This window comes from Bradyrhizobium sp. Ai1a-2, assembly GCF_000426245.1.
Lineage (GTDB): Bacteria > Pseudomonadota > Alphaproteobacteria > Rhizobiales > Xanthobacteraceae > Bradyrhizobium.
The window spans coordinates 20,723-42,458 of sequence record NZ_AUEZ01000027.1; the positions used below are offsets into that span (position 1 = coordinate 20,723).

The following is a 21,736-nucleotide window of genomic DNA, read 5'->3' on the forward strand; positions in this document are numbered from 1 at the left end:
CTCTCCTTTGACGTTCAGGCGACGAAATTTTCCAGCTTGGTGAACAGCTCCGTCCATCCGCGCTCATGATTGTCGCGCGCGGTCTCGTCGAAGAACTGTTCGTGGTTGAAGGTCAACAGCGTGCCGGCGCCATCGGGCCGGAGCGATACCGTCACCAGCGACTCGCGCTCGGGCGTCGAATGCCAGGCCCAGGTGAACACCAATCGCTCGTTCGGCACGACCTCGCGATAGACGCCGCCGACCTGGTGGTATTCGCCGTCGTTGCCGGTGAAACTGATCCGGTAGCGCCCGCCGGCGCTGACATCGAGCTCAGCCCGCGCCGAGCCCGGCTTCACATTCGCCGGCCCGAACCATTGCACTAGGTTTTCCGGTTCGGTCCACGCGGCGTAGATCTTTTCCGGCCGCGCGCGGAAGCGGCGCGTGAGGGTGAGGCCGGGGCGGGCGGCGGGGCCGGGCTTGGCGCTGCTGATGGCCATGGGTCTTCCTCCACGAAGGCGGCAAGGCGATCGAAATTGTCGGACCAGAAGCGTGCGTAGCGATTGAGCCAATCCATCGCCTGCTCCATCGGTCGCGCGGTCAGCCGGCACGCCACCGTGCGGCCGGTCTTCTCCCGCGTGATCAAGCTGGCATCCGACAATACGTCGAGATGCTTCATGATCGCGGGCAACGACATCTGAAATGGCTGCGCCAGTTCGCTCACCGACAGGCTTTCCTTCTCGCCAAGCCGCGCGAGCAGCGCGCGGCGGGTGGGATCGGAAAGCGCCGCGAAGGTGCGGTCCAGCGTCTCGTCGGGATACTTAACCATATGGTTTAGTATAGACCCGATCCATCACGAGTCAATGGCTCATATCGCGGGAACATTCATGAAAATTAGAAGGCAGAGGCGACCTGCGCCCTTCCCTTCTCACTTTGTGGGAGAAGGTGGCGCGCATGAAATGCGCGACGGATGAGGGGTTCTCTCCGCGGGTGATGGTGATTGTGGAGACAACCCCTCACCCTAGCGGGGTCCGTTGCTGGCGGCGTCGCAGCCCTCTCCCACAAGGGGAGAGGGCACACCAACTCGCACCGCGAAGGCGCACGGCGCGAAGCGCGCCGTCCGCAAGCTCAGTTGTAATAATAGTAGTCCCTGTGCGCGCGACCGCGGCGCGGCGCCTGACCGAAAGCTACGCGTGGATTGATGTTGCAATAGAGATTGCGGCCGGACGCGCTCGCCATGCATTGCGCATAGGTTTGATACGAGCAGTCGCCTGGAATTCCGAAACCCCGGCCCTGGGCGCACCAGGGATAATCATAGGCCGCGGCGGGAGCGGAGCCGGCGGTGACACCCGCTCCGACGGCCGTCACGGCCAGCATTGCCAACATGAGTTTGCGCATCGTCGTTCTCCTTCCTGGGCCAAGCTGGCCGAAATCATGATCCGATTAGGTCGGATCATGATCTCCTCTCTTTGCTTGAGCATGATCTCTTCGGAAAACCGGTTTCCCTTTTCCGGATCATGCCCACATCTGCGTAGTCGCGTGGCCGGCCTCACGGGTTCAGAACGCGATTGCCGCAGGAAGGTTCTGGATGATGCGCGCTTGCGTCCTATTCCACCTTCAGCCCGGCGCCCTCGACCACTTTCTTCCACTTTTCGGTCTCGGCGACGATCTCCGCACCGAATGCTTCCGGCGTCTGGATGCGCGGCTCGCCGCCGAGTTCAACCAAACGTGTCTTCATCGCCGGCTCGGCCATCACCAAGTTGATCTCGCTGTTGAGCTTGGTGATGATCTCCTTCGGTGTGTTCTTTGGCGCGCCCATGCCGAACAAGGCGCTCGCCTCGTAGCCCTTCACGGTCTCGCTGATGGCCTGCACATCGGGCAGCTGCGGCGAACGGTCCGCCGTGGTGACGCCGAGCGCCCGCAGCGAGCCGGAGCGGATATGCTGGATGATCGAGGGCATGTTGTCGAAGATCACATGCACTTGACCGGCAAGCAGATCGGTGATGGCCGGTGCCGCACCGCGATAGGGCACGTGCTGCATCTTGGCCCCGCTCATCGCCATGAACATCTCGCCGGAGAGATGCACCGAGGTGCCATTGCCGGATGAGGCCATGTTCACCTTGCCGGGATTCGCCTTCACATATTCGATGAACTCGGCGACGTTCTTGGCCGGAACGTCCTTGTTGACGGTCATCACGTTCGGCACCCGCTGGAACGAGGCGACCGGCGCGATGTCGCGAACGAAATTGAACTTCAGATTCGCATACAGCGTGGCGTTGATGTAGTTCGCGGGATTGACCAGCAGCACGGCGTAGCCGTCAGGCTCGGCGTTGATCGCGGCCTCCGTGGCGATATTGTTGCCGGCGCCGGGCTTGTTCTCGATCACGAATTGCTGTCCGAGCCTTTCCGACAGCCGCTGCCCGATCAGGCGCGCGAGGATATCGGTGGCGCCGCCCGGCGGATAGCCGACGATCCAGCGGACCGGCCGTGTCGGATAGTCCACCCCCGCTGCCGAAGCGCGGCCGATCGCAAATGTCGAAATCCCGGAACCGATCAGACCAAGCGCGGTACGGCGTGAAATCATGAAGTTTCCTCCGATATGGCCGGATTCACACTCCGGTCCGTTTCTATTGAACTGATGACGGCGTGCGTTGTAACAAACTACGCATCGGACAGCCAGCGCGCATCCTGCGCGCCGGACCGCGACGAAAGGATGAGGCCATGGCCGTCAAGGTGAACGCGCTCGACCATCTCGTGATCAACGTGTCCGACGTGGCGCGCTCCACCGAATGGTACGGCAGGATCCTCGGCATGGAGGTCAAGGTGTTCGATCCGGGCGAGGGCAAGGCGCCGCGGACCTCGCTGGTGTTTGGAAACCAGAAGATCAATGTGCGGCCGCGCGATGCCTCCAAGATCGAGTGGTTCACGGCCGACCACGAGACGCCCGGCAGCGAGGATCTCTGCTTCCTCACCTCCAGCACGCCCGATGAAGTGGTCGCGCATCTCAACGCCAACGGCGTCAAGGTCGAGGAAGGGCCGTCGGCCAAGCACGGCGCGCGCGGCATGCTGCGCTCGGTCTATTGCCGCGATCCCGACGGCAGCCTGATCGAGATTTCGTCGTATGAGGATGGCGCCTCCTAATCCGTCATTGCGAGCGGAGTTAAGCAATCCATGCCTCAGCAAGCGGCGAAATGGATTGCTTCGCTCGGCTCGCAATGACGTAGAAGGCCTCTGCCCCTAATATTTGCCCACCGCGAGATCCGGTGGCACAAATGCTTCCCAGAGCAAAAAAAGCAATGAGCAGCCAGCAAAGCTGCACGGGAGGAAGCATGACAGATTCACAGGCAGCACCGGGTATCGTGGGACCATTCGCAGGCCTCGACGTGCCATGGCTGCTTCGGATGCGCGCCGAGGTCCGGCGCAATCACCCGTTCCTGATCTGGGGGCCGTTCGAGGCGCCGGCGCGAAAATGGACCTATGGCGAATTCCACGAACGCGTCGGCGCGCTGGCCGCGGGGTTTGCAAAGCGCGGCATCAGGCCCGGCGAATATGTGCTGATCCATCTCGACAATTGCATCGAGGCGATGCTGGCCTGGTTCGCCTGCGTCGAGCTTGGCGCGATCGCGGTCACCACCAACACGCGCTCGGCCGCCGCCGAGATGGAATATTTCGCCGGCCATTGCGGCGCGGTCGCCGCGATCACGCAGCCGGCCTATGCCGAACTGGTCGCGGCCAATTGCCGCGACCTGCGCTGGATCGCCGTGATCTCGCATAACGCCGGGGCCGCGCCGGCACAGGCCGTGCCGCGCGGCGACAGTTTCGAAGCGCTGTTCGCCGACAGCGCCGACCGGCCGCGCCGCGCCACCGATCCGCTCGCTCCCTGCAGCGTGCAGTACACGTCCGGCACCACGTCGCGCCCGAAGGCGGTGTTGTGGACCCATGCCAATGCGCTGTGGGGCGCCAAGGTCAATGCCGCGCACGAGGACCTGCATGCCGACGACGTGCATCAGATCTACCTGCCGCTGTTCCACACCAATGCGCTGGCCTATTCGATGCTGGCGACGCTCTGGGTCGGCGCCTCCTGCGTGATCCAGCCGCGCTTTTCCGCAAGCCGGTTCTGGAGCGTCGCGCTGGAGCACGGCTGCACCTGGACCTCGACCATTCCGTTCTGCATGAAGGCGCTGCTGGAGCACGAGATCCCAGACAACCACAAGTTCCGGCTTTGGGGCACGGCGGTGTGTGAGCCGCCGCCGTTTGCTGTATTCGGCGTCAAGACCATCGGCTGGTGGGGCATGACGGAGACCATCACTCACGGCATCATCGGCGAGGTCGACCAGCCGAACACGCCGATGTCGATCGGGCGCGCGGCGAGCGAATACTCGATCCGCGTCACCAATGATGACGGCTCGGCGACGGAAGTCGGCGGCACCGGCAATCTCTCGATCAAGGGCATTCCCGGATTGTCGCTGTTCAAGGAATATCTGCACAACGAAAAGGCCACCCGCGAAAGCTTCGACGAGCACGGCTATTTCCTGACCGGCGACCGCGTCACGCTGCTCGAACACGGCTTCGTCAAGTTCGGCGACCGGGCCAAGGACATGCTCAAGGTCGGCGGCGAGAACGTCGCGGCCTCCGAGATCGAACAGGTGATCGCGGTGGTCCCCGGCGTGCGCGAGGCGGCGGTGGTTGCAAAGAAGCACCCCATGCTCGAGGAGGTACCGGTTGTCTTCGTGATCCCGCAGGGCGGCGTCGACCGCGCGCCCGCCGACTTGCACGACAATGTCATGGCCGCCTGCCGCAGCGCGCTGGCAGACTTCAAGGTGCCGCGCGAAATCCGCTTCGTCGACGACATGCCGCGCTCGACGCTGGAGAAGGTCGCGAAGGCCGAATTGCGCAAGATACTGGAGTGACCCGTGGCTAGCGTGTCATTCCGAGGGCAACGCCTCTCCACGTCATTGCGAGCGAAGCAAAGCAATCCATAGTGCCGCTTGCGGAGCTATGGATTGCTTCGTCGCTACGCTCCTCGCAATGACGGCGGAGCGAACCGAAATCAATAATGCCCGAAGGCGACCGGACGGAACGCCTGCAGCAATTGCTGATCGAGCTTGACGCCCATCTCTTCCATCATCGCGAACGCCTTGGCGTGGGTGAACTGCAGCCGGTAGGCGCGCTTCTCCACCAGTGCGGCGTAGATGTCGACGATGGTGGTGAGCCGCACGATGTCGCTGATCTGGTTGCCGTGAAGGCCATTCGGATAGCCGGAGCCGTCCAGCATCTCATGATGGTGCAGCACCACATCGAGCATTTCAGGCGGAAAGCCGCCCTGGGCCACGAGCGCCTCGTAGCCGCGCCGCGGATGCTCGCGCATCTCGGCCATCTCTTCCGCCGTCAGCTCGGTCGGCTTGTCCAGGAGGGAAGTCGGGATGAACGCCTTGCCGACATCGTGCAGCAGCGCGGCGCGGGCAAGGCGGCGCTGGTCGTCCTCGCGCATGCCGAGGTGCTGCGCGAATGCCACCGAAAAGCCGGTGACGAACAGGCAATGGCGATAGGTGTCGGTATGATGGCAGCCGACCATGGTGAGCCATTCGCGCAAGGATGAGTGCTTGATCGCCTTCAGGATCTTGTGCTCGGCGGTGACGATATCGCTGAATCGCAGGGGCACGCCGGCCGGCAGCTTTTCGAAGATCTTGACCATCACCGCGTGCGCCGCCTCGACGCCGCGGTTCAGCACCTTGCCGCGATCCGTTTCATCGTAGCCGTCGCCGTCCGGAAACGCGGCGCGGATGCGCTGCAGCAGCCCGGCCGCGTCGAACGGACGCGAGATCGTATCGGTGGCCCCGAGCGCCCAGGCCTGCATGGTCGCGTGGTGCAATGCATCCTGCAGCACAAACAGCCGTGGCATTTCGCGGTAGGCTTCCGTCCGGAGCTTGTTGCGGACGAGCTGCACGCTCTCGGGCGAGCGCAGGTTGATGTCGACCACAATGCCCGAAAGATCATCCGCGGGCTTCTCTGGAAGCTCGGCAGTCGAGATGGTGTCGACCTCGCCGACCGATCTCAATATCCTGGCCAGTTCGCTGCTTTGGTCGCCTCGGTCCGACGCCAGCAAAAGGCGGCGTCTGGACGAAGTCTTGTTGGCTAACGCTGTCATGAAATTCCTGGGCGTTCGCAATGACGATCGACAAGCCAAGCTAGCCGAGAAGGGGTTCCCTGCGGCTTAATAGGCATGATCAACAGCGCTCTAGCGGAAAACGTAAGAGTTTAACGATTGCGCTGGACTCGTCATTGCGAGCGGAGCGAAGCAATCCGGTGGCTCCTCGCAATGACGGCTTATGGCAACAAAAAATCCGCCGGAGAAAGTCTCCGGCGGATCGCTGCTATCGCGTGAACGCCTTACGCCTTCATCCCGGCCTTCACCGCTTCCGCGGTGATCGGCAGCGCGCGAAGCCGGGCGCCGCAGGCGTTGAAGATGGCGTTGCCGAGCGCGGGCGCGATCACCGTGACCGCGGGCTCGCCGACGCCGGTCGGCTTGTCGCCATTGGCGATGACGTTGACCGCCACCTCCGGCATCTGGCTCATCCGCAAGGGCGTGTAGGTATCGAAATTGGTCTGCTCGATACCGCCGTCCTTCAGCGTCGCCTTCTCGTACATGGCGAGCGAAAGGCCCCACAGTGCCGCGCCCTCGACCTGGGCACGGATGTTGTCGGGATGCACCTGCATGCCGACATCGGTGGCCACTGTCAGTTTCTTCACCTTGACCTCGCCCGATGGCGCCACCGCGACATGCGCGACGCAGGCGGTCCAGCTTGCGCTGGCGCGCTCCTGCGACGAGACACAGGCCACGCCCATGCCCTCGCCTTTCGGCAATTTGCCGGTGCCATAGCCGGCGAGGCCCATCGCTGCGAGCAGGGTGTTGCGCAGGCGTTGCGCGCCACCGTCGTTCTTGCCTTTGCCGTCGAGCAGCTCGATGCGGAACAGCGCCGGATCCTTGCCGGACGCATGAGCGATCTCGTCGATCATGCTTTCGACCGCCCAGAAGGTCCAGCCCGGCGCCACCGACCGCAACTGGCCGGATGGCGTGGCGTTGTGTGCCATCTCGTTCTTGATCGCCCGCACCTGGTGGTTGGGCACGGTGTAGAAGAAGTCCGCGCCGTTCACCGTGAAGGAATCGAGCGGGCCCTTCTTGTCGACCGACGGCGTCAGGAAATCGGGGATTCCCCAACGGGCGGTCGGCCAGGCCGAGACCACGTCGTGGTTGAGCGCGATCAGCTTGCCGTCGGCATCGAGGCCCGCCTTGACCTTCTGGTAGGTCAGCGGCCGCGAGTAGTCCATCGTCATGTCGTTTTCGCGCGAATAGATGATCTTGACCGGCTTGCCGACGGCCTTGGCCGCCTGCACTGCGGGGATCATCATGTCGGCGTCGAGCCGCCGGCCGAAGCCGCCGCCCAGCCACATCTGGTGCATCACGACATATTTGGGATCGATCCCGGCCGCCCCCGCCGCGATCTGGCCGGTGCGCGTCGCGAACTGGTTGCCGGAATAGATGTGCAGGATGTCGCCCTTGAATTCGGCCGCGGCGTTCATCGGCTCGAGCGGCGCATGGATGTTGATGTTGGTGGTGTATTCCGCCTCCATCACCTTCGTCGCCGTGCCGAACGCCGCCGCCGTATCGCCGTCCTTGACGAAGAACTGGCCGGAGTCGTCGAGCGCCTGCAGCCTCTTTGCTTCGCTCAGCAGCGACTCGCTCGAAAGCTTCGCGTTCGGGCCGTTGTCGTAGGCGATGTTGAGCGCGTCCGCGGCCTTCTTGGCGGAGGCATAGTTGTTGGCGACCGCCACCACCCAGCCGGACGTGCTGCCGGTCTTGTCGTCCAGCACCACCGTCTTGATGAAGCCCGGCACCTTCTTCGCCGCACTATCGTCGACCGATTTCACGGTGGCGCCGAAGCGCACCGGCGGCGTCACCACGCGGCCATAGACCATGCCCGGCAGCATGACGTCGATGCCGTATTTCGCCGTGCCGTTGGTCTTCGAGGGGATGTCGAGCTGCGGCACCGAGACGCCGATCAGGGTGTACTGATCCGGGGTCTTCAGCTTGATCGCCTTCAGTTCGTCCGGCGTGAAGGTCTTGGTCGCCTTGCCGCTCTTGACGATGTCGGCAAAGCTCATCGACTTCTTCGACTTCGGATGCGAGATCACGGAATCGCGCACCACGAGTTCAGCCGCAGGCACGCCCATCGCGGCCGCCGCGGCGTCGGTCAACGCGATCCGCCCCGCTGCGCCGGCACGGCTCATCGCGTCAAAGTTCATCATCGTCGACCAGCTGCCGCCGGTGATCTGCGCCCCGAGCACAGGGTCATTGAACTTCGGATCGTTCGAGGCAAGCTGGACCCGCATGTCCTTCCAGTTCGCGCCGAGCTCTTCGGCGACCATCTGCGCCATCGTGGAGGCGATGTGCTGGCCCATGTCCGCCTTGCCGCAGGTGACGGTCACGATGCCGTCGGGCGCGATCGAATACCAGGTGCTGGGCTCGAAGTTGGACGGCGCGGCAAATGCCTGGTCGAGGCCGGGAACGGCAGCATAGCCGAGCACGAGGCCGGTTGCCGCGGAGCCGACCAGGAACGAACGGCGGCTGAGATCCGCGGGTCCGCGCGAGGTGATCTTCACATGGCTGTTCATGTGGGCCTCCGCTCGGTTCCGGCGTTGGATGCAGTGCGCATTTCGGATGCGGCACGCATGATCGCCTTCTGGATGCGCGAATAGGTCATGCAGCGGCAGAGATTGCCGTCCATATGCGCGACCACTTCGTCGCGGGTCGGGTTGGAGTTCCTCGAGAGGAGTGCTGCCGCCTGCATGATCTGGCCGGACTGGCAGTAGCCGCATTGCGGCACCTGCTCGACGATCCACGCCTTCTGCAGCGGATGATCTCCCTTGGCGGAGAGGCCTTCGATGGTGGTGATCTTCTTGCCGACGGCCTCGGTGACCGAGGTCTGGCAGGAGCGCACGGCTTCGCCGTTGAGGTGGATGGTGCATGCGCCGCAGAGACCTGCGCCGCAGCCGAACTTCGTCCCGGTCATCTGCAATTGCTCGCGGATGACCCATAAAAGCGGCGTATCGCCGGCCGCCTCGACGGACATATTCCGTCCATTGATCGTGAGGTTAGGCATCGCGTTTCCCCTTCCGGTGTTGGATGCCGCTTACGGCGGCAACTCACTTGTTGGGTATCGGGCCGGCACCCACCGGGTCGATGCCGGCAGCGCGCAAGCATGATCCGGAACCGGATTGGAGGCAATCCAGTTTGGAAACGCTCGAAGCGAACGGAATTTCGCTTGTGCGTTGCGGAATGATTGTGTCGCGGCGTTGTCAGAGCGATCGCAATGGCGCCGGCATCACCTTCCATTTCCGCATTTCCCACCCGCGAACGGATCGGGCTAGGATGATTGCGCAGCATCGCTGCCTAGAGCCTATCGGTTCTGATTGGATCAGAACCGAAGCTCTAGATTCTTGCTTTAACGCGTTTTCTTCACGCGAACCGGTGTCCACTTCGCTTGAAAACGCTCTGAAATCCGATCGGGGAAACGCATGCCGAAAATCAAGCGAGATGGGGTCGATATTTATTACGAGGTCCACGGCGACGGGCCGCCCCTGCTCCTGACCCACGGCTATTCATCGACCTCGGCGATGTGGCAGGGCCAGGTTGCGGCGCTGTCGAAGCGGCACAGGCTGGTGCTGTGGGACATGCGCGGCCACGGCCAGTCCGACTATCCCAGCGATCCCGCGGCCTACAGCGAAGCCCTGACGGTGGCCGACATGGCCGCGCTGCTCGATGCGGTGGGCGCGGAGAAGGCGATCGTCGGCGGGCTCTCGCTCGGCGGCTATATGTCGCTTGCGTTCTATCGCGCCCACCCGGAGCGGGTGCGCGCGCTCTTGATCATCGACACCGGACCCGGCTTCAAGAAGGACGACGCCCGCGACGCCTGGAACAAGCGCGCGTACGACACCGCAGAGAAGTTCGAGCGCGAAGGCCTCGATCTCTTGAAGTCGCTCAGCCGCGAGCGCTCGACGGTGACGCACCGCGATGCCTCGGGTCTCGCGCTAGCCGCGCGCGGCATGCTGACGCAGCGCGACGCGCGCGTGATCGAGTTGCTGCCCGATATCAAGGTGCCGTCGCTGATCGTGGTCGGCGCCGACGACGCGCCGTTCCTCGCCGCCTCCGACTATATGGCGGCCAAGATTCCCGGCGCGCGGAAGGTCGTGATCCCGGCCGCGGGCCACGCCGTTAATATCGACCAGCCGCAGGCCTTCATCGAGGCGGTGCTGCCGTTCCTCGATGACTTCGAGGCGAAGGCAGCAAAGGCTGCATCATGAAGACGCTCGCCGCGACACTGCTTGTGCTCGCTGCTGCCGCGGAACCGGCCTGCGCGCAGCACCTGCCGCCATTTGGCGGTCCTGCTCCTGCGCCATCCTACTTCGTGACGACACTGTCGAACATTGCGCCTCTGGTGTTCGGGATGGATGTGGAAGAAACGTCGCGCGCGCTCGGCACGCCCCTCACCTATGTCAGCGGACGTCCCGGCAACGAGATCTATCTCACCTTCCGCGATCTCGGCGGCAGCGGCCTGTTCCCGCACAACGACCGGCTGTTTCTGCAGTTCCGCAAAGGACGGCTCGCCGGCTGGAAAGCCGATTGGGGCCAGAACTGGATGTGGCGGTAATCAGCCACCACTCTTTTCGCTAACCCGAATTGCAACCCTCAAACGAGAAGGATGACCCATGGGAAAAGATATCACGCTGACGGCTTCGGACGGTTTCAAACTCGGCGGCTACCGTGCGGACCCCGCCAGCGCGCCGAAGGGCGCGATCGTGGTGATCCAGGAGATTTTTGGCGTCAATCACCACATCCGCTCGGTCTGCGACCGCCTCGCGCAGGAAGGCTATGTCGCGATCGCGCCCTCGATCTTCGACCGCAGCGAGCCGAATTTCCAGAGCGGCTACTCGCCTGAGGAAATCGCGGTCGCGCGCAAATTCGTCGCCAATCCGGATTGGGCCGCGATACTGCGCGACACCCAGGCTGCCATTGACGCCGTGAAGGATGTCGGCCCGGTCGGCATCGTCGGCTTCTGCCTCGGCGGCAGCGTCGCCTATGCCGCGGCGACCAAGCTGACCGGCCTGAAGGCGGCCGTCGGCTATTACGGCGGCGCCATCGTCCGCTTTGCCGACGACAGGCCGACAGTGCCGACGCAGCTGCACTTCGGCGAGAAGGACACTGGTATCCCCTTGACCGATGTCGAGACCATCAAGGCCAAGCGGCCTGAGGTCGAGGTTCACATCTATCCCGGCGCGCAGCACGGCTTTCATTGCGACGAACGGGCAAGCTACGACAAGGCCAGCGCCGACACCGCCTGGCCGCGCAGCCTGGCGTTTTTCGCGAAGCATTTGAAGTGACGCGAGGGTGTCATTCCGGGGCGCGCGATCGCGCGAACCCGGAAATGACGAAGTTCCGTTGTACTTCGTCAGAACCACCGCTCGCCGACGAACACCGTGTCGCCAGGACTCATCGGCGTGCCGAGCGGCACAGTGTAGCGCCCCGCGCCGCCAGCATCGGTATGCGTCAGAGTCACCATGTCGCGCTTGGCGCGCGGCGAGAAGCCGCCCGCAATCGCCACGGCGCTTTCGACGGTCATGTTGGGCACGTACGGATATTGTCCGGGCGCAGCGACTTCACCAAGGATGAAGAACGGCCGATAGGCCTCGATCTCGACGGCGACCGAAGGCTCGCGGATGTAGCCGGTGCGCAGCTTTGCCGCGATCTCGCCTGCGAGCCCTGATGTCGTCCTGCCGCGCGCGGGCACCTGCCCGATCAGCGGCATGGTGATCGAGCCCGCAGCATCGATCGCATAGGTGTTGGTGAGACCTTCCTGGCCGTAGACCACGACACGCAGCCGGTCGCCGGCATCGAGATGATAGGCCGAGTCGTAGCGGACTGGTTGGACCGGTGCTCCATAGACCCCGGCCCCGGGCGCCGCTGCGTACGCCGCACGGGGTGAGGACGCAAAAGCGGAGCGAAGCGCGCCGACCGCACCGCCAGTACTGTCAGCGACCGCAGCGGGCGTGGCGGGCGCGCCATAGGCCATGGAGTCGAGATCCGCCGGCGCAACCGCAACCGGTCCGCTCGTGCGCATGCAACCCGAGAGCACGAGTGCAGTCATGACGGCAGTGATCGGCAATCGAAACGCGCGTGCAACCGGCACCGTGGCCATCCCCAAAAGCGACAGCCTAGTCTTGCACCGGTTATGGTTAACAAATGGTTGGTTGTTCGAGAGAACTCCCTCTCCCCGCACGCTATCGGGAAGACGGAGGCGCGCCTCACCTCTCCCGTCGGGAGAGGTCGCGCGAAGCGCGGGTGAGGGGTTACGGTCTCTCACCGGCACCTCGCCCCCTCACCCGGATCGCATCGCATGCGATCCGACCTCTCCCCGCTGGGGAGAGGTGGAGCAAGTGTCAGGCGGTGACGCCGACCCCGATCGGGCACGACACGCCAGTGCCGCCAAGGCCGCAATAGCCCGCCGGATTCTTGGCGAGATATTGCTGATGATAGTCTTCCGCGAAATAGAACTCGGCCGCCGGCGCGATCTCGGTCGTGATCGTACCGACGCCCTTGGCCGAAAGCGCTTTCTGATAGGCGGCCTTCGAGGACTCCGCGGCCTTCCGCTGCGCGTCGTTGAAGGTGTAGATCGCGGAGCGGTATTGGGTGCCGACATCGTTGCCCTGACGCATGCCCTGCGTCGGGTTATGATTTTCCCAGAACGTCTTCAGGAGCTGCTCGTAGGAGATCTTCTTGGGATCGAACACGACCAGCACCGCTTCGGTGTGGCCGGTGCGGCCCGAGCAGACCTCCTCATAGGTCGGATTCGGCGTGTAGCCGCCGGCATAGCCAACGGCGGTCGTGTAGATGCCATCGCCGAGTTCCCAGAATTTGCGCTCGGCGCCCCAGAAACAGCCGAGCCCGAACACCGCCTGCTCCAGGCCTTCAGGATAAGGCGGCGGCAGCTTGCTGCCATTGACGAAGTGGGTGGTCGCGGTCGGGATCGGCGTGGCGCGTCCCGGCAGCGCTTCGGCTGCACTCGGCAACGCGGTGGTCTTGCGCATGAACAACATGGATTACCTCCAGGCGGGGCGTCGGCCTGAAACCGAGAGCGGCTTCGGCCGGCTTGGCCCTCAATATAGGTATTTACGCTGGATCTGGCAGCCCTGTTACGCGCCCACAACCCCAAGGAGCAAAGTTCCAATCAGTCCCGCGCGTACCCGATCAGCGGTTTGCGCGGCCGGAACAGGATCATCAGCAGGATGCCGGCGACGCCAAGCACGACGAAAACCGGCTGATCGAGGATAACCTTGATGACGCTGTCCCAGAGGAAAGGCGCAGTGCGCTCGATCCAGGCACGGAATGCGGCCTGGCTGGACTGGTGGATGTCGTTCCAGAACTGGCCGAAGCGGGTGAAGCGCAGGGTCTGATCGGCGACGAAGCGGGCGCCGTCATAAACCATGAAAACGAATCCGCCGGCGAGCAGCAGCAGGCCGATTAGCCGAAAAAACCCGCGGATCATGCCTCACCCTAGTCCCTGACCGCCCCACGCGCGCCAAGGCCCATTAACGGCAGGGAGGACGGAAATTCAACCTGTTCAGCAGCTTGGCGGCCATTTTCTGCCGGATTCCGGCCTCCCGAGCGGGGTGGAAAACGTTGACGCTGGGAGCCGGCCCCTCTATAAGACGGCGCAATGGCGGCGGGCGCAATCCTGCCGCCGCTGTTCTTTGGACGGGCGGCTGCCAGGACTTTTGCTGCTGGGCACGGCTCCCTCAAGAACGCATCTCGACAACACAGCAGAGTAGATCACGCGATTTCAACGGCCGGCGCGCTCGAGCCCGACCAACAGAGCGACCAACGCCGAAGGACAATTGAGACCATGGCCAACACCACTTCCGCCAAGAAGGCGACCCGCAAGATTGCCCGCCGCACCATCATCAACAAGTCGCGCCGCACCCAGATGCGTGGCGCCGTTCGCTCGGTCGAAGAAGCGATCAAGCGCGGCGATCGCGAGGCCGCGCTGAAGGCGATGGTGCACGCCGAGCCCGAACTGATGAAGGCCGCCCAGCGCAACATCGTTCACCGCAATACTGCAAGCCGAAAAGTCTCGCGCCTGACGCATCAGATCGCCAAGCTGGCGAAGTGAACTGACGGAAGAACATTTTCATCAAAGGCCCGGCTTTTCGCCGGGCCTTTTTCTTTTGTGCAACTCGAACGATTGCGTTTTCGAATTGACTCGCTGCTGCACGACAGCGCGCATGTCGCATTCGGTGCGTCCGTGGTTTACCGGGCTGCGGTTCTCTGTGCGCTGGATATGCAACAACCCAATTAAATGCGCACCGCATGCGCAACATAAATGGAATAGCACTAAGCACTTCCCCGGCGAAAAAGCCGCGAAGGGTTACCCTCCAAAAGCAATCGCGAAAAACTTCGTCTCGCTAATCACTTACCCACATAGCGAAGCCAACTTGTTTGAAAATTGGCGCCGCCGAGATGCTACGTAAATATTTTATGAACTTTTTTTTCCGTTACACCGCGGTTTGTGACACGCCCGAATCTACGCGGTGATTCAAAAACTTGCTTTTGGGTTTCGCGATTGCAAGGTCGCAACACCCGCGAAGACTCACTCCGCCGGCGACAAACAACGGATTGTCAGAAATCGCGCTTGGTGTATTTGTTTATGCGTTCGCGGTGCCCACGGCTCTTAAGATCAGTGCGATTTTAGACCCACGGGCGGACGTGCAAATCGGCGGCGGTGTGCGCGTTAGCGACGCTTTCCAAGCGAAGCTGAGTTGGCAGCTCATAGCAATATGAGAACGGCTGTTCTGTGTCTGGATTTCTCGATCAAAGCATCCGTGCTGCGAGAGAGGCAAACTGGGGAGACACGCAACGGCCGTGCCCTTAAGCAGCGGGGAACGCGGAGCCCCTGAACGGGTTGACGACTGAACTACGCGGCGGCGCAGCACTGAGCATTTCGATGTTCGGTCGCGGCACACTGAATTTGGACCACTTGTGAGCGGATTGCTCGCCGCGCGTAATCGCGGCGAGAGGGGGAGGCAGTATGATTTACGGAACCATCGCAGCATTCGAATTGCGCATTTCAGACGAGTCCGTATTCGACCCCTTGGATTGCACTTCCGCAGACAGCCCCACGCGAACTCCGGACACACCGTCGAGTACGCGCTGACCTCGCGAGCGCACGTCTGTTCCAGCACATGATCTGCCCTGCGGCGGTTTCGCCGAACGGGTGAGGTGTGTCCGGAGCAGAACGTCTCGCTGAAGGTCGCGTCGTGGCAAGAAACATGCACGGCGCTTTCACAAACAACGGCACTACTCTTGAGAAAAGTCTTCAGGCAATGACAAACACGGAACAGGATCGCTGGTCACGGGTAAAGGGACGGTTGCGGACGAGCGTTGGCGAGGATGTCTATACGAGCTGGTTTGCGCGCATGGACCTCGAGGACGTGCAGAACGAAAGCGTCCGCCTGTCGGTTCCGACCCGGTTCCTGAAGAGCTGGATCCAGGCGCACTACGCCGATCGCGTGCTTTCGTGCTGGCAGGCCGAGATGCCGGAAGTACACCGCATCGATCTCACCGTGCGCTCCGCAGTGCGGCCTTTGCCCACAGCGAAGGAAGTTCCCGCGCAGGCAGAAACGCGCCGCGTCGAGCGTCCGGAAGGACGGCCCCCTGTCGAACTGCGTTCGACCGCAACCGCGCCGGTATCCGCGAGCCACGATGCGCTCGGCGGCTCACCGCTCGATCCGCGGCTGACATTTGCAAGCTTCGTCGTCGGTCGCTCCAACACGCTCGCGCATGCCGCGGCGCGCCAGGTTGCGGAAGGCCGTCGCGGCGATCCCGTGATGTTCAACCCGCTCTACATCCATGCCGGCGTGGGACTCGGCAAAACCCATCTTCTGCAGGCGGTAACCTGGGCCGGCAACTCCGGCGGCGAGCGCAAGGTGCTCTATCTCACCGCGGAAAAATTCATGTACGGCTTCGTCGCGGCGCTGAAGACGCAGACGGCGCTGGCGTTCAAGGAAGCGTTGCGCGGTATCGACGTGCTTGTGATCGACGACCTGCAATTCCTGCAGGGCAAATCGACCCAGGCCGAGTTCTGTCACACGCTGAATGCGCTGATCGATGCCGGTCGCCAGGTCGTGATCGCGGCCGATCGTCCGCCGTCCGACCTGGAAAGCCTCGACGACCGCGTGCGCTCGCGGCTCGCCGGCGGGCTCGTGGTGGAGATGGCATCGCTCGGCGAAGAGCTGCGCCTCGGCATCCTCAAATCGCGCGTCGCCGCTGCCCGCGTCCATCACGCCAGCTTCGACGTGCCGGACGAGGTGCTGGACTATCTGTCGCGCACCATCACCCATAACGGCCGCGACCTCGAGGGCGCGATCAATCGCCTGCTCGCGCACAGCAAGCTGAACAACCAGCCGGTGACGCTGGAAATGGCCGAGCGCGAGGTGCGAGATCTGATCCGTCCGCAGGAGCCGAAGCGCATCAAGATCGAGGACATCCAGCGCGTGGTCGCCCGGCAGTATAATGTCAGCCGGTCGGATCTCTTGTCCTCGCGCCGGACGGCGAACGTGGTGCGCCCGCGCCAGGTCGCGATGTACCTGGCCAAGACGCTGACGCTCCGCTCGCTGCCCGAGATCGGTCGCCGCTTCGGCGGGCGCGACCACACCACGGTGCTGCATGCCGTGCGCAAGATCGAGGCGCTGGTCGCCAGGGACACCTCGCTTTCCGAAGAGGTCGAATCCCTGAAACGCCAATTGCAGGAATGAATTCTTCTCTCCCGCCCGGACCATGATCCGATCCCACGAAATCGGATCATGGTCCCATCCTTTTGTTTGAGCATGATCTTTTCGGAAAACCGGTTTCCACTTTTCCGGATCATGCTCTAGCCGGGGCGGGAACGGCCTTTAATGCCTGAAAACGTGGGGAACGACGCCCCGCTCCCTTGCGCTTGCGCGCTATCCGCGCCACCTTGCGGTCCCCCCGACGGTTTGGTCAAATCCCAGGATTGACCCGGCTTTCGGGCATCAAACGCCGCGGCGCGCCCATGGCCGCCCCGGCTTTTCCATCTCAGAGCACGGTAGGTTACCGGTTTTCGGACAGACCAGGCTCAACTCAGGGATCTGGCGGGTATTGCAATGAAGGTCACCGTCGAGCGCGCGCAACTCCTGAAATCGCTCGGCCACGTGCATCGCGTGGTCGAACGCCGCAACACCATCCCGATCCTCGGCAATGTGCTGGTCCGCGCCGAAAATGCCAAACTCTCGCTGAAGGCGACCGACCTCGATCTCGAGGTAACGGAGACGCTGGCCGCGGAAACCGCCACCGCCGGCTCGACCACGGTGCCCGCGCACATGTTCTACGACATCGTCCGCAAGCTGCCCGACGGCGCCCAGATCGTGCTGGAAGCGGATGGCGACCGCTCGGTGCTGGCGATCCGCGCCGGCCGCTCGCGCTTCACCCTGCAGACGCTGCCGGAGAGCGATTTCCCCGATCTGGCCGCCGGTGACATGACGCATTCCTTCGCGCTTCCCGCCGCCGACCTGAAGCGCCTGATCGACCGCACCCAGTTTGCGATCTCGACCGAGGAGACACGCTATTACCTCAACGGCATCTATCTGCATTCGGCCGGCAGCGCCAAACAGGCGACGCTCCGCGGCGTCGCGACCGACGGCCACCGCCTGGCGCAGGTCGACCTGGTGCAGCCGAAGGGCGCCGCCGGCATGCCCGGCGTGATCGTGCCGCGCAAGACCGTCGGCGAAGTGCAGCGGCTGATCGAGGATACCGAGGCGGAAATCACCCTCGAGCTCTCGCAGGGCAAGATCCGCTTCACCCTCGGCAATGTGGTGCTGACCTCGAAATTGATCGACGGCACCTTCCCCGATTACGGCCGCGTGATCCCGCAGAACAACGACAAGGAACTGGTGGTCGACAAGAAGGATTTTGAAGCCGCCGTCGATCGCGTCTCGACCATCTCCAGCGAGCGCGGCCGCGCGGTCAAGCTGTCGCTGTCATCGGGCAAGCTCGTGCTGTCGGTGACGAATCCGGATTCCGGCAGCGCCACCGAGGAACTGGAGGTCGAATACACCTCCGACGCGCTCGATATCGGCTTCAACTCGCGGTATCTGCTCGACATCGCCGCCCAGATCGAGGGCGAGGTCGCAGTCCTGAAACTCGCCGATCCCGGCTCGCCGACGCTGGTGCAGGACAAGGACAACAAAAGCGCGCTCTACGTCCTGATGCCAATGCGGGTGTGATGCCGCACGAGCCAAGCGCGAACTCACCCTCTCCCCTTGTGCGAGAGGGGAAGGACGAGCCCTATGACCCCTTCGCGCATCCATCGGCTGTCGCTGACGCATTTCCGCAATTATCGGGCGGCGAGCGTCTCGACGCGCGGTGATGTGGTGGTGCTGGTCGGGCCGAACGGCGCCGGCAAGACCAATTGCCTCGAAGCGATCTCGTTTCTGGCGCCGGGACGCGGCCTGCGCCGCGCGACGCTGGAGGATGTCGCCGACAACCAGGGCGACGGTTCCTGGGCCGTCTCCGCCGAGGTCGAGGGCGCGCTCGGGCTTTCGACGCTCGGCACCGGGATCGAGGCGCCCGCGCAAGGGAGCGAGAGCGTCAGCCGGCGCTGCCGCATCGACCGCGAGCCGGTCGGTTCGGCTGCGGCTTTCGGCGACCATCTGCGCATGGTGTGGCTGACGCCTGCGATGGACGGCTTGTTCATGGGCGCGGCTTCCGAACGGCGGCGGTTCTTCGACCGGCTCGTGCTTGCCATCGACTCCGAACATTCCAGCCGTGTCTCGGCGCTGGAGCGTTCCTTGCGCTCGCGCAACCGGCTCCTGGAAGTGCGCAACTATGACGACCATTGGTGTGGCGCGATCGAACGCGAGACCGCGGAGCTTGCGGTCGCGGTCGCGGCGACGCGCGGCCAGACCGCCGCAAGACTGTCGGCGATGCTGCGTGAGCGCGCGCAGGGCTCGGCGTTTCCGTCGGCCGAGATCGCGCTCGACGGCTGGATGGAGAACGCGCTGCTCAGCGAGCCCGCAACGGCCGTCGAAGACCGCTATCGCGAGATCCTGCGCCTCGGCCGCGCGCGGGATGCCGCGGCCGGGCGCACGCTCGACGGCCCGCATCTGACCGACCTGCAGGTCGTCTACGCACCGAAGAACATGCCGGCGCGCGACGCCTCCACCGGCGAGCAGAAGGCGCTCCTGATCGGGCTGGTGCTGGCGCATGCGACGCTGGTCGCCGAGATGACCGGCATCGTGCCGCTGCTGCTGCTCGACGAAGTCGTGGCGCATCTCGATCCTGGCAGGCGCAAGGCGCTGTTCGACGAACTGGCAAAGCTCGGCGCGCAGGTCTGGATGACCGGCGCCGATCCCGCCGCGTTTGTCGATATCGGAGCGAATGGCGAGGTCTTCGACGTCGAGGCAGGCCGCATCAGCCGCCGCGGCTGAAGGGGTATCTATCGAGAATGACCGGCTTTGCGCTCATCGAGCACGCGCTCGATCACCGCGTCGACCAGATAGGTCGAGCCTTTCTCGGTGAGGTGAATGCCGTCGCTTGCGGTGATGTCGCCGGCGCTGTCGCCGATCCGGGTCAGGCAGCCGTCGCCATTGCACAGCACGTCCCAGGCGGAAACGAATTCCGCACCGGCAGGCGCAAGCTTGTCGCGCATCACCGCGTCGAACCATCCGCTCGTCACGCCGCCGCTCCATCGCGCCGGTATCAGGCCGTGATAGAGCAGGAAATAGCGCAGCACTTCGTTCGGCAACCCGCGCCGCCAGGTCGGCACCGCGCCGAGCACGACGACGCGGGCCCCGGTCTCGCGCTTCAGCGCGGCGGCGGTCTCGGCGATCTTGTCCGGATATCGATCCCAGGTGCCGTGCATCAGCACGATGTCGGGCCTGGCATCGCGTATCCGTGAGAACACCTTGCCATTCATGGCGCGGCAGTTGGGCGTGCCGGGTACATCGACATTCAGGACAGGAACGCACGACGCCGAGGTGAACTGCGCGATGCCGAAATTCTTCGTCTCCTGCGCCTTCCGCAAGCCGGGCAACAGCGCGCCCGCCGTTGAGTCGCCCCAGATCACGACCAGCGGACGGCGGTCGCGATCGACGCAATCATCGGCGAACGATGTTTCGCGGCTGAGATCGAGCAGGCATTGGTGGAACCGCCATTGCGCTGACTGTGTCGACACACCGGCCATGGCGCGGATTTCCGGCGGCAGGCGGAAATCGTAGCCACGCCCCCAAACCACGGCGCCGCCCAGCGCGGCGACGAGCACCATGCTGGCGCCGAGCGCAACCAGCTTGCGCGGCTGCGGCCAGCCGAAACGCAACGGCTTCTCAATGTAGCGGTAGGTCACCCAGGCCAGCAGCAAGCTGAGCAACAGGATCAGGCCGCGCTCGAGCAGCGTCAGCGGGCTGAACTTGATCTGCGCGAAGAACACCAGCAGCGGCCAGTGCCAGAGATAGAGCGGATAGCTGATCAGCCCGACCCATACCATCGGCCGGCTGGCGAGCACGCCGCGGCAGAGCCAGGCTGTGGGCGCAGATAGCAGCAGCGCAGATCCGGCAACCGGCAGCGCCGCGCGCCAACCCGGAAACGGGCTGTGGCTGTCGAACAGGCCAACCGCGAGTGCGATCAGCGTGAATCCCGCGAACGCACGCCAATCGCTCGCTGCGTTCGGCTTACCGGTTTGGTTCCAGCCCAGCGCCAGCAAGGCGCCTGCGAGCAATTCGAAGGCCCGCGTGAACGGCAGATAAAAGGTCGCGACCGGATTCGCGCCGATCAGCAGGAGATTGAGGGCGAAGGACGCGACGCCGAGGATCGCGGCGATCCAGAACAGTTTCAGCCGCAGCCGCACGGCCAGCATCAGCAGCAGCGGCCAGAACAGATAGAACTGTTCCTCGATGCCGAGCGACCACAGATGCAGCAGCGGCTTTTTCGCCGATTCGACGTCGAAATAGCCTGACTGCAGCAACAGCGCGATGTTGGCGAGGAACGCGGCGCTGGCGAAGACGTCGCTGCCCAGTTGCGCATAGGCAGACGGCAGCATGACTAGCCAGCCCGCGACCAGCACGACAGCGAGCACGACGATCAATGCCGGAAAAATCCGCCTGATGCGCCTGGCATAGAAGCCGGCCAGACTGAAGCGCTCTTCGTCGAGTTCACGCGCGACGATACCGGTGATCAGGAAGCCGGAAATCACAAAGAAGACATCAACACCGACGAACCCGCCCGGTGCGGCCTCAGGAAAGGCGTGGAAGATCAGCACCAGCATCACGGCGATGGCGCGGAGGCCATCGATATCGGGCCGATAGAGCTGGGAAGGCAGGGACAAGGGCGGATAATCCGGATATCGCGGAACAAGCAGTCGGCGCGAACTCAGGCGGCTTCGATGCCCTCTGTAGCAGGTCCGCCAAGCGCCGCCAGAGGGCGCCCGCCGCACGACCCAAATCGGGACTCTCATGCGCTCGAAAACAGCCTCGAATCGCGCTTTTTCGAGCTCCCGGAAACGAGCTTGAAACGCCTTGAAACAGGGCAGAAAAATACTATTTATTCAACAGCTTGCGGAGACAGACTTTGCGCTAGTCGCGATGCATCTTTCGTGGCACAAATAGTGTAATCAGCGCCTGACATTGCGCCGCTGAT

General features: G+C 63.7%; 20 protein-coding genes. 9 read left to right on the plus strand and 11 right to left on the minus strand.

Annotated elements, in window-relative coordinates:
* Positions 1-14 precede the first annotated feature (14 nt).
* The 4 genes from K288_RS0118370 to K288_RS0118385 form a co-directional block, all read right to left on the minus strand.
* Positions 15-476, minus strand: coding sequence for an SRPBCC domain-containing protein (locus K288_RS0118370; protein WP_152535576.1), 462 nt, complete (start codon positions 474-476; stop codon positions 15-17).
* Entirely contained in the window at positions 359-805 is a 447-nt protein-coding gene (locus K288_RS0118375) for a metalloregulator ArsR/SmtB family transcription factor (protein WP_027580880.1), read from the minus strand. Before K288_RS0118375 ends, K288_RS0118370 begins: the two co-directional genes overlap by 118 nt.
* Before the next feature lie 299 nt (positions 806-1,104).
* Positions 1,105-1,374, minus strand: coding sequence for a DUF3551 domain-containing protein (locus K288_RS0118380; protein WP_027580881.1), 270 nt, complete (start codon positions 1,372-1,374; stop codon positions 1,105-1,107).
* 208 nt (positions 1,375-1,582) lie between these two features.
* Positions 1,583-2,560, minus strand: a complete 978-nt coding sequence (locus K288_RS0118385; RefSeq protein ID WP_027580882.1) for a tripartite tricarboxylate transporter substrate binding protein — start codon at positions 2,558-2,560, stop codon at positions 1,583-1,585.
* A gap of 137 nt (positions 2,561-2,697) precedes the next feature.
* Between K288_RS0118385 and K288_RS0118390 the strand changes: the two genes are divergently transcribed.
* Positions 2,698-3,117, plus strand: a complete 420-nt coding sequence (locus tag K288_RS0118390; RefSeq protein ID WP_027580883.1) for a VOC family protein — start codon at positions 2,698-2,700, stop codon at positions 3,115-3,117.
* Positions 3,118-3,305: 188 nt separating this feature from the next.
* The gene (locus K288_RS0118395; protein ID WP_027580884.1) at positions 3,306-4,886 is read left to right on the plus strand and encodes an AMP-binding protein; all 1,581 of its coding nucleotides are present in this window, start codon (positions 3,306-3,308) and stop codon (positions 4,884-4,886) included.
* A 140-nt stretch (positions 4,887-5,026) separates the two neighbouring features.
* Here K288_RS0118395 and K288_RS0118400 read toward each other — a convergent pair whose 3' ends face one another.
* From K288_RS0118400 to K288_RS0118410, 3 genes are all read right to left on the minus strand, one after another.
* A complete protein-coding gene (locus tag K288_RS0118400) occupies positions 5,027-6,124 on the minus strand; it encodes an HD domain-containing phosphohydrolase (protein WP_027580885.1) in 1,098 nt (365 codons plus the stop codon).
* A gap of 242 nt (positions 6,125-6,366) precedes the next feature.
* On the minus strand, positions 6,367-8,649 hold the full coding sequence (locus K288_RS0118405) for a molybdopterin cofactor-binding domain-containing protein (RefSeq protein ID WP_027580886.1): 2,283 nt from the start codon (positions 8,647-8,649) through the stop codon (positions 6,367-6,369).
* Positions 8,646-9,137, minus strand: a complete 492-nt coding sequence (locus K288_RS0118410; protein ID WP_027580887.1) for a (2Fe-2S)-binding protein — start codon at positions 9,135-9,137, stop codon at positions 8,646-8,648. Before K288_RS0118410 ends, K288_RS0118405 begins: the two co-directional genes overlap by 4 nt.
* 415 nt (positions 9,138-9,552) lie before the next feature.
* Between K288_RS0118410 and K288_RS0118415 the strand changes: the two genes are divergently transcribed.
* The 3 genes from K288_RS0118415 to K288_RS0118425 are packed head-to-tail and all read left to right on the plus strand — an operon-like array spanning position 9,553 to position 11,415.
* Entirely contained in the window at positions 9,553-10,338 is a 786-nt protein-coding gene (locus tag K288_RS0118415; protein ID WP_027580888.1) for an alpha/beta fold hydrolase, read from the plus strand.
* Positions 10,335-10,685, plus strand: a complete 351-nt coding sequence (locus tag K288_RS0118420) for a hypothetical protein (protein WP_027580889.1) — start codon at positions 10,335-10,337, stop codon at positions 10,683-10,685. Before K288_RS0118415 ends, K288_RS0118420 begins: the two co-directional genes overlap by 4 nt.
* Before the next feature lie 58 nt (positions 10,686-10,743).
* Positions 10,744-11,415, plus strand: coding sequence for a dienelactone hydrolase family protein (locus tag K288_RS0118425; protein WP_027580890.1), 672 nt, complete (start codon positions 10,744-10,746; stop codon positions 11,413-11,415).
* Between the two features lie 68 nt (positions 11,416-11,483).
* On the opposite strand, the gene K288_RS0118430 is transcribed toward K288_RS0118425, so the two are convergent.
* From K288_RS0118430 to K288_RS0118440, 3 genes are all read right to left on the minus strand, one after another.
* Positions 11,484-12,221, minus strand: coding sequence for a polysaccharide biosynthesis/export family protein (locus K288_RS0118430; RefSeq protein ID WP_027580891.1), 738 nt, complete (start codon positions 12,219-12,221; stop codon positions 11,484-11,486).
* Positions 12,222-12,471: 250 nt separating this feature from the next.
* Positions 12,472-13,128, minus strand: coding sequence for a peptide-methionine (S)-S-oxide reductase MsrA (gene msrA / locus K288_RS0118435; RefSeq protein ID WP_027580892.1), 657 nt, complete (start codon positions 13,126-13,128; stop codon positions 12,472-12,474).
* Between the two features lie 131 nt (positions 13,129-13,259).
* On the minus strand, positions 13,260-13,577 hold the full coding sequence (locus tag K288_RS0118440) for a hypothetical protein (RefSeq protein ID WP_027580893.1): 318 nt from the start codon (positions 13,575-13,577) through the stop codon (positions 13,260-13,262).
* A gap of 357 nt (positions 13,578-13,934) precedes the next feature.
* Here K288_RS0118440 and rpsT point away from each other — a divergent pair, with 357 nt between their 5' ends.
* The 4 genes from rpsT (at position 13,935) to recF (ending at position 19,533) form a co-directional block, all read left to right on the plus strand.
* The gene (gene rpsT / locus K288_RS0118445) at positions 13,935-14,201 is read left to right on the plus strand and encodes a 30S ribosomal protein S20 (RefSeq protein ID WP_027580894.1); all 267 of its coding nucleotides are present in this window, start codon (positions 13,935-13,937) and stop codon (positions 14,199-14,201) included.
* Positions 14,202-15,411: 1,210 nt separating this feature from the next.
* On the plus strand, positions 15,412-16,842 hold the full coding sequence (gene dnaA / locus K288_RS0118450) for a chromosomal replication initiator protein DnaA (protein ID WP_027580895.1): 1,431 nt from the start codon (positions 15,412-15,414) through the stop codon (positions 16,840-16,842).
* 369 nt (positions 16,843-17,211) lie between these two features.
* Positions 17,212-18,330 (plus strand): DNA polymerase III subunit beta, encoded by a 1,119-nt coding sequence (gene dnaN / locus K288_RS0118455; protein WP_027580896.1) that lies wholly within the window; start codon positions 17,212-17,214, stop codon positions 18,328-18,330.
* A 63-nt stretch (positions 18,331-18,393) separates the two neighbouring features.
* Positions 18,394-19,533, plus strand: coding sequence for a DNA replication/repair protein RecF (gene recF / locus K288_RS0118460; RefSeq protein WP_027580897.1), 1,140 nt, complete (start codon positions 18,394-18,396; stop codon positions 19,531-19,533).
* 8 nt (positions 19,534-19,541) lie between these two features.
* On the opposite strand, the gene K288_RS0118465 is transcribed toward recF, so the two are convergent.
* Positions 19,542-21,425 carry an acyltransferase family protein gene (locus K288_RS0118465; protein WP_027580898.1) on the minus strand — a complete coding sequence of 628 codons (1,884 nt, stop codon included), beginning with the start codon at positions 21,423-21,425 and terminating at the stop codon, positions 19,542-19,544.
* Positions 21,426-21,736 lie beyond the last annotated feature (311 nt).

What these genes read in the sequence shown, in the direction of transcription:
- recF (WP_027580897.1), top strand. Translation starts at nt 18,394, where the DNA reads ATGACCCCTTCGCGCATCCATCGGCTGTCGCTGACGCATTTCCGCAAT.
- dnaN (WP_027580896.1), top strand. Translation starts at nt 17,212, where the DNA reads ATGAAGGTCACCGTCGAGCGCGCGCAACTCCTGAAATCGCTCGGCCAC.
- msrA (WP_027580892.1), bottom strand. Translation starts at nt 13,128, where the DNA reads ATGTTGTTCATGCGCAAGACCACCGCGTTGCCGAGTGCAGCCGAAGCG.
- K288_RS0118400 (WP_027580885.1), bottom strand. Translation starts at nt 6,124, where the DNA reads ATGACAGCGTTAGCCAACAAGACTTCGTCCAGACGCCGCCTTTTGCTG.
- K288_RS0118390 (WP_027580883.1), top strand. Translation starts at nt 2,698, where the DNA reads ATGGCCGTCAAGGTGAACGCGCTCGACCATCTCGTGATCAACGTGTCC.
- K288_RS0118410 (WP_027580887.1), bottom strand. Translation starts at nt 9,137, where the DNA reads ATGCCTAACCTCACGATCAATGGACGGAATATGTCCGTCGAGGCGGCC.
- K288_RS0118425 (WP_027580890.1), top strand. Translation starts at nt 10,744, where the DNA reads ATGGGAAAAGATATCACGCTGACGGCTTCGGACGGTTTCAAACTCGGC.
- K288_RS0118375 (WP_027580880.1), bottom strand. Translation starts at nt 805, where the DNA reads ATGGTTAAGTATCCCGACGAGACGCTGGACCGCACCTTCGCGGCGCTT.
- K288_RS0118440 (WP_027580893.1), bottom strand. Translation starts at nt 13,577, where the DNA reads ATGATCCGCGGGTTTTTTCGGCTAATCGGCCTGCTGCTGCTCGCCGGC.
- rpsT (WP_027580894.1), top strand. Translation starts at nt 13,935, where the DNA reads ATGGCCAACACCACTTCCGCCAAGAAGGCGACCCGCAAGATTGCCCGC.
- K288_RS0118385 (WP_027580882.1), bottom strand. Translation starts at nt 2,560, where the DNA reads ATGATTTCACGCCGTACCGCGCTTGGTCTGATCGGTTCCGGGATTTCG.
- K288_RS0118405 (WP_027580886.1), bottom strand. Translation starts at nt 8,649, where the DNA reads ATGAACAGCCATGTGAAGATCACCTCGCGCGGACCCGCGGATCTCAGC.
- K288_RS0118415 (WP_027580888.1), top strand. Translation starts at nt 9,553, where the DNA reads ATGCCGAAAATCAAGCGAGATGGGGTCGATATTTATTACGAGGTCCAC.
- K288_RS0118380 (WP_027580881.1), bottom strand. Translation starts at nt 1,374, where the DNA reads ATGCGCAAACTCATGTTGGCAATGCTGGCCGTGACGGCCGTCGGAGCG.
- K288_RS0118420 (WP_027580889.1), top strand. Translation starts at nt 10,335, where the DNA reads ATGAAGACGCTCGCCGCGACACTGCTTGTGCTCGCTGCTGCCGCGGAA.
- K288_RS0118370 (WP_152535576.1), bottom strand. Translation starts at nt 476, where the DNA reads ATGGCCATCAGCAGCGCCAAGCCCGGCCCCGCCGCCCGCCCCGGCCTC.
- dnaA (WP_027580895.1), top strand. Translation starts at nt 15,412, where the DNA reads ATGACAAACACGGAACAGGATCGCTGGTCACGGGTAAAGGGACGGTTG.
- K288_RS0118395 (WP_027580884.1), top strand. Translation starts at nt 3,306, where the DNA reads ATGACAGATTCACAGGCAGCACCGGGTATCGTGGGACCATTCGCAGGC.